Genomic DNA, 12,087 nt, shown 5'->3' with positions numbered 1-12,087 from the left:
ATACAGATTTACTTCCTGCATGATCTCTTTCACAGCATCATCCAGCCCCGTTTCTCCATTGAGGTATTTCTCACCGGATTCCGTTACTGCATTTCGGATGATCTGATTACTCTTTGCAGGTACAGTAAGTGTTTTTCCCAGATCCATGATGTTCTGTATTGCTTCATCTTCCGGAATGATCTCGTCCATCTCAATCTGCTTGATATTACCATCTGCCGTATCATAGGAAGCCCCGATCGAGCCAATGGTATCTCCGCTGGATTTTCCCATTTTCCAGTAAGCCATATCCTCATAAACTTTACTATTTACAGCTAACCCTTCCGTATTACTTGCTCTCTGGGATTCCTCTTCAAACAGAAACTTGACAAACTTCTCTGCCGCTTCTTTTTCGGATGCCTTTGCACTGACCCCGACAGCACTCCTTGGATAGAAACAGTTCTCGCTTTGTCCGTTCAGAAGTTTATAATCCAGATCCGGATCTACTTTTCTTGCAGAATCTAAAGATACCAGACCTTCCGGTGAGAGCAGGCCTCCTGCTGCTACTGTATCAACTTTTGCAAGCAGACTGGTTACGGATCCTGAAATGTCCATATATCCTGAATGATCTGAATCTGCCCAGTCATCCCCCATCTGATAAGCTTTCTTTGTTTCTTCTATCGCATTTTTCTGAGTCTGCCAGATCCTGTTTACCTGTTCCAGATATTCTTTCACAGCATTTTCATTCAGAGTTCCGTCTTCGTTCATCCATGCAGGTATACTATTATCTATGGTTCCCTGTATCAGATAGGATGGTGCTATAGAAAAATCGCTGAAGAATTGTAATTTTCCATAGCTATCTTTCTGCGACTCCGCTGCATCAGCTTCTGTTGTCAGATCCGTAATTCCGGCTATGATATCCTTATTTCCCTCTATCATCGGAATGCCGAACTTGACAGGCATGGTATAAATGCTTCCGTCCTCTTTTGTATATGCGTCCTTGATATTGGACAGGATATCTGTATCTTTTAATACCCCGCTTAAATCCTCCAACATTCCTTTTTCTATATAAGTATCCTCTGAAATACCATCCAGAAGCAGGACATCCGGCCCTGTTCCTGCCATGATCTCTGTATTGAGAACTTTCAGCGCATCTGTATCTGTAACAGAATCATCTCCCGACATTCCCGTCTCAATATTTACATAAACATCCGGATATTTCTTCTGGAAAAGCACTGCTGCCTGTTTTATGAAATCATTATCTTTCAGGGAATAAACAGTCAGCTCTGTATCCGGCGTCGTTGGGGTATCTTTAGAATATACATAAGAATAAATTTTTATATCTTCTCCTGCATTGCAGCCCACATAGAAGTTTCCATCGCTGTCCTGCCCCCATGCTACAGTTCCTGTATCCGGTGAACTGAGCGAATTCAAGGAACCATCGATTATCTGTTCCACTGTGCTGCCTCCCAGAACATATCTGTAAACACCGGTATGATCAATATAAAAAAGGCTGTTATCCTCATCTCCCTTTAAGAACATAAGCGGAAAACTGCTGGTTGTTGTCCAGTTGACATCCTGCTCATCAGACTGGATCTGCTCTGTAAGCGCGCTGATATTGTCCAGTGGTTTTCCAGTATCCAGATCATATCCGTGAAGAGTCTGATCCTGAATGGTAAACAACATTTTTCCTGCTGTTCCGATAAAATCAACACGGATTCCTTCCTCATATCTTCTCACCAGACTTCCATCTGAAGGATTGATCTCTGCTACGCCATTGCCTGGATCTACGATAAGAACTGTCCCATTCTCTGTGAAACATGCCTGAAATGTATAGGAAGACTGAATCGTATCTCCGGTATCAACTTTCTGTACATTTCCATCAGGGGAAAGATAGAAAAATTCCATTTTCAGGTTGTCATACGCAGAATCCTCTTCCCCACTGTCGGCTGTTGTCTGTGCATTTTCATTGTCCCTGTCAGGAGACAGATCTGCCCCGACAAATATACTTCCATCCGCTGCTGCAGAAACAACGCTGATATATTCTCCCAGATTCTCCTTAAGCCCCAACAGTTCTTCCAGACTTTTTCCATTCGTCCAGGTTTCTCCATTATCTGCAGAATCTGCTGCATAATAACAGTTATCTGCTGTACTGTAATAAACCATGCGCAATGCACCTGAGTCGAGTACTTTGACATCTCTCAGAAACTGGCTGTTTTCAGGTACTGTAAGATCATTTTCCAGAAAACGTCCCATTGCTTTTGCGCTCTCATCTTTTGTTTTTTTACCATCTGAATTGTCGGTATTTACATTCACAAGATCTGCTGTATCTGCATTCCCTGCCTGATTGATGCTTCCTGTTTCTCCTTTGCTTCCGGAATTTTTTCCATCTGCACCGCCACATCCGGCAAGCAGGCTGCCAGTAAGTGCGATCACTCCGGCAACGGCGATTCCCTGTTTCCACCTTTTTATTTTTCTCATATCAGGATATACCTCCATGTTTTTATTTTCTTTCTGTCCCTCTCAGGATAAATGGATTGTAACAGGCAAATCTCTAAACTTTCTCTAATTTTCCAGCCGATATCCAATTCCCCGGACGGTTTTCAGGTTCAGTGTACTTCTGACACTTTTTAATCTTCGCCTCAGAAAATGAATATAATTATCCAGATTTCCATCCTCCACCTCACTGTCTGCTCCCCAGACACGGTTGAGGATCACCTCTCTCGGAAGTGTCTGACCGGCGTTTCGAAGCATCAGCTCCAGAAGTGCTCCTTCCCGTTTGGAAAGGGTACATTCCTTTCCGTTTCCTTCCAGTCTGCCGCTTTCGGGATCAAAAATAAGATCTCCGAGCGATAATACTGCCGTGTCCTCCCATCTTCCGGGTCTTCGAACCATACACTGTATTCTTGCCAGAAGTTCTTCGAAGGCAAACGGCTTCACCATATAGTCATCTGCGCCGCCTTTCAGTCCGGTCAGTTTATCCTGTAATTCTCCCAGTGCAGTCAGCATGATCACCGGTGTGGAAACATGATTCTTTCTGGCTTCCTGCAAAACAGTGATACCATCCATGGACGGGAGCATCCGGTCCAGGATCACCAGATCATGGCTTCGTTCTTTCATATAATAAAGCCCTTCTTCTCCGTCATCGCAGATATCTGTCTCATAGCCTTCTTTTTCGAGCTGAAATCTCATGCTATCTGCCAGTTCCCTGTCATCCTCTATCAGTAAAATTTTCATCTGTTTTCATCCTCCTGATTTTTCATTATACATGAGTTTTCTCTAAATTGTCTCTATACTCGGTTACAGGAATTTTTTTAGAGATTATTTACAGGTTTTCATGATACAATTACCATACAATCTCATAAAGGAGTAAATATTTCATGTTTCACAGACTTCATATTCAAATGACTTTTTTCTCTGCTCTGATCATTGGCATCGTCATTTTTATTATGACAACTGCCTGTAATTTCATCGCAGAAAACAGCACACGCCAGAATGCGTGGAATGCCTTTCAGAACAACGCCATCTCCTGTATCTCTCATCTGGAAACGCAGAGTATCATCAGCAGTGACTGGATTTTGCAGGCAGAAAAAAATTATGATATTTCCATGGATATCAGAGACAACGGAAATTCTCTTTATCTGAAAAAACTACAGACGGATTCTCTGGATGAAACGATTTTCCGGAAGGCAGAAGAAATCTCTGCTGCTTCCTATGCACTTGATCTTTCCAATCCCGGTGCGGTCAGTAAACTGACAAAACGGATCTTTTTTCAGATGAAAGATTTCTATGTTTCCACTGCTCTGATCCCCAAGAGCCACGGAACCGTCAGTATGATCATCCTGTATTCCCTGGATTCTGTAAAACACAGGATTCTGTTACAGAGACTTGCATTCTCCGGCGCAGCTTTTCTGGCAATTCTGGCTCTGAGTATCTGTTCCTGGTTCTTTACCGGAAGAATGATCACTCCCCTGGAAAAAAGCAGGCAGGAACAGACCGAATTTATCGCTGCTGCCTCCCATGAGCTTCGCTCCCCTCTGGCAGTAATCCTGTCCGGAATCTCTGCCATGAAAAAGGCAGATCCGAAAGAACAGGAACATTTTCTTTCAGTCATAGAAAAAGAAGGGACGCGAATGTCCCTCCTGATAAATGATATGCTCTCTCTGTCAAATGCAGATAACCATTCCTGGAAAATGCATCCGGTTTTCTGTGAACTGGATACTTTACTTCTGGATACCTACGAAAAGTATGAACCCCTGATGCAGGACCACCATATGAAATTTTTCATTGAACTTCCGGAAGAGGAAATCCCTTCCTGTCCCTGTGACCCGGAAAGGATCAGTCAGGTGCTTGGAATCCTTCTTGACAATGCCATCAGTTATGTCCCCGAAAACGGGAAAATTATTCTTTCCCTTTCACAGACCGAAACGCACTTTCTTATCCGCGTCAAAGACAACGGACCCGGTATTCCGGATTTTGCCAAGACTTCTGTTTTCCGGCGTTTTTACCAGGCAGATTCTGCCAGAAATAACAGGCAGCATTTTGGTCTGGGACTGTGTATTGCGTATGAGATCATTTCACTTCATAAAGGAACAATCTCTGTACTGGATACCCCGGGCGGTGGTTCTACTTTTCAGATTTCTCTGCCGTTAGCATAACACAGTAATTTTCTGTAACATAAAAATTTATAAATAAACCTATATTATTCACGGCTATGCCGTGAATAATATAGGTTTATTTGTTACTTCCTCGAAATAGAAGTTTTTTATCACCATATTGTCGTATAAATTTAAACTCACATCCCATATCAGGATTTCTTTAATTCTTCCATATACAGTTCAGCTATATATGCCGGGCCAGTGCACCACAACTTTGTCTTCTCATCATACAGTGCTTTTCCTGTCTTTGAACATAGAAAATCTGTCAATATCTCTTTTCTGTCCTTGCCCGTTTCTTCTGCAATCTCATCTGTCACCATAGTGATAAGAAGATCTATTGTATAATTCATTTTTTCTTTTGGAATTGTTACCTCAGCCATATCTTCTCACCTTTCACAAATTTCAGACACCTAATAGCGGCTTCTGTTTTGAAGCAATATTGATCTTTTAGTTTATTGGGCAGCAACTGTCTGATGCAGAAATCGTCTGCTTCCTTATCGCCTGCTGTCCCGAAAACCCCGGCAAGGTAAGCAGTAAGGGTAGCGTTTGTTGCATCATCCGCAATCTTTCCTGCAATGATATCATACCTTGCCATTTCACGTTCAACTTCGATGAACATTTTTTTCTTTCGATGAGCGGCAATGCAATGTAACCAGTCTACATCTGCATTTTCAAAAATATGCGTTTCAAGATTTTCTGAAAGTTTGAATTCAAAAGTTGAAATATATCCATACTTCTGTCCCTCTTCAATTGTTCCGGTTGCGATTGCTTTGACTATCGAGGTTCTCAGAAAACTTTCTGCCTGCTCCTTGGATGTGGTTAAATAAAATCCCTGCCCAAAATCTTTTCTCTTTGCACATTTGGCAAGATCTGGCTCTTTTACTTCACAATAACTTCCATGATAGAGAACAAATCCATCTTTTAACTCAAGCACTAATCTTTATCCCCTTTCCTTCCAGAAATTCTGTAATGTCTTCAAGCACAGCTTCATCACCTTCACAATGAAAAATCCCATAGCATTTTTCTATATATCCAAGAACATCAGCTTCTTTAAACAAGTGGATAATCTGTTCAACAGGTAAATGCCACTCTTCTGAAGCAAGCCGGATTAGTCTTGTTTGCATGAAAGTAATCTCTGTTTTCTCACTCATAATGAATCCTCCAAATTTATAACTTTATATGTCTGTATCTGAAATATTCAGTCATAAACTTTATTGGGATAGGCACCTGTGCCGCAAGGGGAAACTCCCCTTGTACGAAATCTTTGATTTCGCTGTATTTCCCGGATTGAGATTTCTCAAAACCGGGAGCAGCACCGCAGGTTGCACGATACAGGCAGATGAAATTGTCTGTATCGAAGTGCGCTCTTAGCGTTACTAAGAGATTTATGCCGTATCCGACGTGTTATCTTTTTTCAAATTCTTTTTGACTTCTGAAGCATTCTGCCAGGTTTAATAATTTGACATGTCTGCTCCTGTTACTCATCATCTGTAAATTCCATCATCTCATCAACGGTGCAGTCCAGTTTCTTGCAAATCTTCTCAATCGTCTCCATTGATACATACTGGTTTTTTCCCATCCTGGCAAGAATGTTTCCACTGATCCCGGTGAGGTACTGCATCTCTATCCGCTTCATATTTTTATTTATGAGCATTTTCCATAACCTGTTATAACTTACGCCCATAAGCTACCTCCATCTTTTCGTATAAACATATTTTGATTATATCACGATTTCGTTAGGTTGAATACCTGTGATTTTTGATATCTTCTGTAAAATGGAAAAAAGGATGCCCCGGCAAAGGGCAGCCTCTCCAACCATTTACTCTGAATTAATCAAATGAAATCTCACCATCTGGTGCTTCCATGAATCCATCCTTTCCAGGCATTTCGCCCTGTAAACATTGTTATCAGTTTCATTCGTCCGGCGGTCTAGCGTGCATTTCCCTGTCATCTGCAGTCGTCTCAGACTGCCTCTGCCTGCATCAGCAGGTCACTGACCATATCAATGCAATCCCACATAATACTTTTTCCACTGTATATTTAGTTTCATCGGGGCACTCCTCTCCTATCTACCTCGCTGATAAATTTTTCTATCAGTCTGTTTACTTCATCCGGCTGGTCCGTATTGGAATTATGACCAGCATTCTTTATCCATTTAAGCGGTAAACCTTCTCTCTGATGCCATTTTTTATTGTAGCTTTGGGCTGAGCCCGCTTTATCTTTTTCGCCACAGATAAGAAGTGCCGGACAACTGATATGATATGCCAAATCTGCTTTGATTGCCTCAGCAAGCATTCTGTAACCAAAACCAGCAAGCCTTGCATATTCTTTAGGATCTGAATCATAGGACATCATCATTACTGTAAATGAAGAATCAGAATATCAGATCAAAGTTTGCTGATGCTCCTCAGATGCGTCCTATGTAATAATGGTAGTTATCCGCACGCTGTTTGTCTTTTTTCTGAATCTTATGTGTTGCATCTTTTTCAGACAGATGCAAGTTTCTTACCAAGAACTCTGGCAACAAATCCAACCAGAAGTGCCGCAATGATCGTACCCTCACGCACACCATTGAGATGTCCGGTAAATACAAAAGACAGGACTGCTGCGATCACTGCCATGGAAACGTCAAAGCAGATTTTTGTCGTACCAAAGTTGGTTCTCCATGTCAGAACGATTGCTCGGACAAAAGATTTTCCCAGCAACATTACAACGTCTGCCAGCACTTCCATGTACACACCAAAGCCAAGGATCAGACACCCAATCAGAAGATATACGATTTTCATAATGTATGTCTGTGGATTTACCCATGTAAACAGAAGCATGGTCAGATCGATGAAATATCCAAAGATAATGGATATCGGTATCTGCAAAACATGTTCCAGTTTAAAATTTTTACGCAGGATCAGCAACTGCAGTAAGATCAAAAATACGCTGAAAAAAATCGTAAAGTTTCCCAACGTAAACGGAAAACTTAAGCTTAATACATACGGAATCGATGTGATTGGTGAGGTTCCGAGACTTGCCTTGGTGATCAAACTAACACCAAGTGAGTTCACGAACAGGCCGATCAGAAAGATTACGTATCTTTTTAATTTGTTAATTTGTTCATTTGTTCCTTCCTTCTTTCCCTGTTTCTTCGCAGCCTGTCTCAGACAGATTACTGTAAATTTTATGATAAATCTTCATAAAAGCCTCTGCTTCTTCTGGAGAAATATCTTTCCATGCAGCCTCCTCAATCTCCACAAAAGCTTCTTCCACAAGCTTCTGGCTTTTTTTCCCGGATTCTGTCATGAAAATATGAAAAGTCCTTCTGTTTCCATTGAGCATACGCCGCTCGATCAAACCTTTCTCTTCCATGCGGTTCAAAATTGAAGTCAGAGACCCTGCCTCAATAAAACAACCCGCTGCGATTTCCTTCTGACTGGCTCCATCATGATTTTTAAGATAATCCAGAACCTTCGGCTGTCCAAGCGTAAGCCCTGAAGCCTTCACCCGCTCCAGAAGCCTCTTCTGAATCAGCATCTGGTTAGCCATTGTCAGATAATGCAATGATATGTCCATGTTTCACGTTCCTTCCCTTTTTGTGTTAAGCACAAACAAAATAGTTATATTTCTAATATTTAGAATTATAACTATTTTATAAAAGATGTCAACCCCGCTTTTGTTACTTCCGCAGCTCCTTTCACATATTGTCCATACATTTCATCAACATAAATATCCGAGCCATCAACAGCAATTGGATCATAGCCTTTCAAAGTCTTATCGAGGGAAAATGCATTGGAAAATGAGTAAAAAAGAGAATCAAAGGCCTCTAAAGATATTTTTTTACGCTGTTGAATCAAAGCAGACGCTGTTGGTGCAAGAAGCGTTAAAATCGAAATACTTTAACCATTGTCGGCTCCGACATTCCTTGCACGGAAAGCTTCATTGAGAACTTCCTTAAAGAAAATCAGCGGCTCTCCGTCCCGGGAAGCCGCTTTTGTCATAAATCGTTAAAATGTGTAGCAATCGTTTTCTTATGTGTTGTACTGTTTCAGGAGTGCATCTAACAGGCGGTATGCTTCTTCACGCTAATATTTGGAATGCTTTGCATGAAGCTCGTCCAGGTTGATGTTTGCAAAGATTTATGAATCGTATTGCTTTTCACACAGGAATAAGTATAATATAAGTATAATACATGAAGAAAAGGATGTGGAGGAGTAAGGAGTATGGAGCGTTTTCGACAGCGATATGGGATTGCTCTGACGAAAAAGAAATTGCAGGAGATCATCCTGATGCTGATGGCCTGGGAAGCGGTGTTTGCCTTTTCTTATCTGGGATACATTGAGCTTCCGGCCATTTCCACCACCACGTTGCACATTCTTGTGATTGTGGCGGCTATGATGCTGGGGGCACAGGGGAGTGTGCCGGTGGTATGCGTTTTTGTTGTCACGTCCATGTGGATCGGCACCTACAGCCTGTCCCAGCTCGACCGGGTATTTTCTCCCTTTGCCAGCGGAATGCCCCTTGGATCCATAATGCTGGTATTTGCCCGCGTGCTGTTTGCGGCGGGAGCCGGTTGGCTCTTTGACCTTTATTTTCGGAAGCCTCGCAGGTATGTCTATCTGGGCATTGCGGGGATTGCGGCTGCCAGCACCCTTCTTCATGGGCTGTGCGTTTTTGCCGCGTTATATTGCAGTTTCCCTATGCTGCGGCAAATGATTTTAGAAAATCTGTTTTCCTATCCCATATTCCGGGACTGGCTGTCCTATGTCCTGGCGATCATCGCCTGCTGCGGCATCCATTGGGTTCTGACTCGGAAGTCGGTGAAAAACAGATTGTCGCAGCTATGCGACTGTCCTCCGGCAATGCAAGAGTCCGGAAACCGGAAGCAGCTGATCTATTCGGAAACCGTTGCGGTAGTGGTGGGCATTCTGTGCATCCTGTTTCTGCGAAAGGCCATCTTCAAGGAGCTGTACCTGCAAGGCATAGATGTCAGCGAAAACCTACACCAAAATATCACCGCCTTTTTGCTGCAAACGCTGGTGGCTCTGTTGGCGCTCTTTAGTGTTGTCAGCGTTCTGATCCAATGGATTTACGAGTATTATACGGCGCAGCGGATTCGGATGAACAAAAAGCTGATGGAGCAGCGTATGAAAAGCTCCGTAGATGTTCTGACCGGCGTATTCAGTCGGCTGGCGTATCATGAGTGTCTGGAGCAGTACGCGGATTCCGTTCCGACAGATCTGACCGTCTTTCTCATGGATATCAACGGCTTAAAGGGGGTCAACGATGCCCTGGGGCATGAGGCGGGGGACGAGCTGATATGCGGCGCTGCCCAATGTATCACCCAGGCGGTGGGGGATCGGGGGAAAATCTTCCGCATCGGTGGGGATGAGTTCGTGGTGCTGGGTCAAATGACCCAAACCCAGGCGCAGGAAATTCTGGCGGCGCTGCAACGGATTGCGGCGGCCTGGTCCGGGACGAAGGTGGGGACGCTGAGTATTTCCTCCGGGTGCGCCTTTGCCGACGACCATCCGGATTTTTCCGTAGAGCAGCTTACCAAGGCAGCAGATTTGTCCATGTATGCCCAGAAACAGGAATATTACCGGGCAAAGAAACTGTCCTCTGGCACACCCGTCTCTAGTGGGAACGGGGTGCGTCCATAAAAAGAAATATATACCTCTTCCTTTCCCTTTTCATTTTTTCCTTAGCCACCTATATATATTTCTCAGTACACCAGTTTCCAGCTCACCGCCTGCTGCCTTGCATCCACAAATCTCTTATAGATACCTTCCTGCTTCATTAGCTGCTCATGTGTTCCCTGCTGCACAATTTTTCCTTTGTCAACAACCACAATCTGATCTGCATGTCTGACTGTTTTTAATCTGTGGGCAATCATAATAATCGTTTTTTCCTTTGTAAGTGCATCTACTGCATCCATCAGCTCCTTTTCATTCTCCGGATCAACATTGGCCGTTGCTTCATCTAATATAACGATTGGTGCATCCTTCATAATTGCCCTGGCTATGGAAATACGCTGTTTCTCACCACCGGAAAGTGTGGCGCCGCCTTCTCCGATTACTGTGTCATATCCATCCGGAAGTTTGCTGATGAAATCGTGACAGCACGCTTTCTTTGCCGCTTCCACCACTTCCTCATGACTAGCATCCTGACGTCCGAATTTAATATTATTCTCAATGGTATCTGCAAACAAATACACTGACTGAAATACAAATGAGAAATTACTCATCAGACTGTTCATGCTGTAGTCTTTTACATTCACGCCTCCAAGCGTCACTTCCCCGGAATCCACATCCCAAAACCTGGCGATCAGATTGCAAAGTGTTGATTTTCCTCCACCAGATGATCCAACAATTGCTGTCGTCGTTTTTTGTGGGATAGAGAGCGATACATCGTCAATGATCTTCCGTTTGTCATAGGAAAACGTAACATTAGAAAGTCTGATGTCGTAATTCTCCGGCTGAATCTCTTTGCCGTCGATATCCATGGTGTCCAGCTCCAGTATTGCATTTGCTTTATCTACACATACACTTACCACATGTAAAAGGGATGAATAATTTCCTGCGCATTCCAGGCTGGAATAAAGCATAAATGCCGAGATTGTCATACCGATCGCATAGACCGCGCTCATGGTGCCATTGATATAAAAATATGCGCTGCCTGCTACGATCACAGCACCTGTAATTTTGGTTATCACACTTTGCAGAAAATGATAGGGCACAAACAGCATTTCCATCTTTGTATTGACCTTTTCGCATGCTTCATTTGCATCGTTTAATCTTTTTGCCTGTTTTCCAAGCAGGTTGTATGACTTCACCTCTGATATTCCCTGCAGATACTCCATGATCTGGTTTACAAGCTCCGTATCGCATACCACTTTTTGCTCTGAATCTTTTTTACCCGCATTCTGCATCACAGAATTGACCCCAAAGAAAATAAGTACTCCTGCTGCAGCTATCAGTCCGATTCTCCAGTCAAAAATAAACAGCATAAGAATGATCATTGATGTTTCCAGAATTCCCTGCATTGTCAGCATAACCACTCTCGCAGCCACATCGCCAAGTATTTCCATTGTATTGGTTGTAATGGAAGAAATTTCCCCGATACTATTGGAATTGAAATACCCCATCGGCAGATATCGCAGATGTTCTGCAATCTTGATTCTCATAAAAGCACTTGCATTATATCCTCCCTCTGTCTGAAGCACTGTAGAGTATCTCTTGCAGATTACGTCGACTACAATTGCAAGAACCATAATCGCAACGGAGCCTCCAATATATTTTCCTGTCGGTTTCCCACTCAGCAGACCAATCAGTATGTACATAATAGCCGGAATCTTCATTGCTGAGGCAAGAGCCTCTATGAGTCCGATCACTATCGACAGTTTAAATTTATTGCCATTTTCCCTGCCTGAAAAACGAAAGAATTTTGCCAGAATCCCAAACAT

Annotated in this window: 13 protein-coding genes; 2 read left to right on the top strand and 11 right to left on the bottom strand. The window is 43.0% G+C overall.

The features are described 5' to 3' along the window. The coding region (locus AC075L_RS18395; RefSeq protein WP_476387995.1) for an extracellular solute-binding protein at positions 1 to 2,457 on the bottom strand (2,457 nt) is incomplete at its 3' end. An 84-nt stretch (positions 2,458 to 2,541) separates the two neighbouring features. Further along, positions 2,542 to 3,213 (bottom strand): response regulator transcription factor, encoded by a 672-nt coding sequence (locus AC075L_RS18390; protein WP_118341571.1) that lies wholly within the window; start codon positions 3,211 to 3,213, stop codon positions 2,542 to 2,544. Positions 3,214 to 3,356: 143 nt separating this feature from the next. Here AC075L_RS18390 and AC075L_RS18385 point away from each other — a divergent pair, with 143 nt between their 5' ends. Next, complete coding sequence (locus AC075L_RS18385; RefSeq protein WP_144137050.1) at positions 3,357 to 4,634, top strand: sensor histidine kinase; 1,278 nt, start codon at positions 3,357 to 3,359, stop codon at positions 4,632 to 4,634. Between the two features lie 149 nt (positions 4,635 to 4,783). On the opposite strand, the gene AC075L_RS18380 is transcribed toward AC075L_RS18385, so the two are convergent. The 8 genes from AC075L_RS18380 to AC075L_RS18345 all read right to left on the bottom strand — a co-directional run bounded on the left by AC075L_RS18380 (position 4,784) and on the right by AC075L_RS18345 (position 8,479). Continuing rightward, complete coding sequence (locus AC075L_RS18380; protein WP_025579156.1) at positions 4,784 to 5,014, bottom strand: hypothetical protein; 231 nt, start codon at positions 5,012 to 5,014, stop codon at positions 4,784 to 4,786. Further along, on the bottom strand, positions 5,002 to 5,568 hold the full coding sequence (locus AC075L_RS18375) for a DUF3990 domain-containing protein (RefSeq protein ID WP_025579155.1): 567 nt from the start codon (positions 5,566 to 5,568) through the stop codon (positions 5,002 to 5,004). The genes AC075L_RS18380 and AC075L_RS18375 overlap by 13 nt, the downstream gene beginning before the upstream one ends. Then, positions 5,561 to 5,785 carry a DUF3791 domain-containing protein gene (locus AC075L_RS18370; RefSeq protein WP_005341260.1) on the bottom strand — a complete coding sequence of 75 codons (225 nt, stop codon included), beginning with the start codon at positions 5,783 to 5,785 and terminating at the stop codon, positions 5,561 to 5,563. Before AC075L_RS18370 ends, AC075L_RS18375 begins: the two co-directional genes overlap by 8 nt. Positions 5,786 to 6,111: 326 nt before the next feature. Next, complete coding sequence (locus tag AC075L_RS18365) at positions 6,112 to 6,318, bottom strand: helix-turn-helix domain-containing protein (RefSeq protein ID WP_025579153.1); 207 nt, start codon at positions 6,316 to 6,318, stop codon at positions 6,112 to 6,114. Between the two features lie 362 nt (positions 6,319 to 6,680). Beyond that, complete coding sequence (locus AC075L_RS18360) at positions 6,681 to 6,992, bottom strand: alpha/beta fold hydrolase (RefSeq protein WP_044996491.1); 312 nt, start codon at positions 6,990 to 6,992, stop codon at positions 6,681 to 6,683. 128 nt (positions 6,993 to 7,120) lie between these two features. Then, positions 7,121 to 7,738: a YczE/YyaS/YitT family protein gene (locus AC075L_RS18355; RefSeq protein ID WP_118566220.1), complete on the bottom strand. Its 618-nt coding sequence runs from the start codon at positions 7,736 to 7,738 to the stop codon at positions 7,121 to 7,123. Positions 7,739 to 7,742: 4 nt separating this feature from the next. After that, complete coding sequence (locus tag AC075L_RS18350) at positions 7,743 to 8,198, bottom strand: MarR family winged helix-turn-helix transcriptional regulator (RefSeq protein WP_025579149.1); 456 nt, start codon at positions 8,196 to 8,198, stop codon at positions 7,743 to 7,745. Positions 8,199 to 8,269: 71 nt separating this feature from the next. Further along, a complete protein-coding gene (locus AC075L_RS18345) occupies positions 8,270 to 8,479 on the bottom strand; it encodes a hypothetical protein (RefSeq protein ID WP_118566219.1) in 210 nt (69 codons plus the stop codon). Positions 8,480 to 8,845: 366 nt separating this feature from the next. On the opposite strand from AC075L_RS18345, the gene AC075L_RS18340 reads away from it, so the two are divergent. Further along, positions 8,846 to 10,285 carry a GGDEF domain-containing protein gene (locus AC075L_RS18340; RefSeq protein ID WP_118341567.1) on the top strand — a complete coding sequence of 480 codons (1,440 nt, stop codon included), beginning with the start codon at positions 8,846 to 8,848 and terminating at the stop codon, positions 10,283 to 10,285. Between the two features lie 62 nt (positions 10,286 to 10,347). Here AC075L_RS18340 and AC075L_RS18335 read toward each other — a convergent pair whose 3' ends face one another. Further along, entirely contained in the window at positions 10,348 to 12,087 is a 1,740-nt protein-coding gene (locus AC075L_RS18335; RefSeq protein WP_118409046.1) for an ABC transporter ATP-binding protein, read from the bottom strand.

It is taken from the genome of Blautia sp. ZXY-1-B12, from assembly GCF_056339915.1.
Note: the sequence above shows the minus strand (reverse complement) of the source record. Positions and strands in the feature narration are given on the sequence as shown.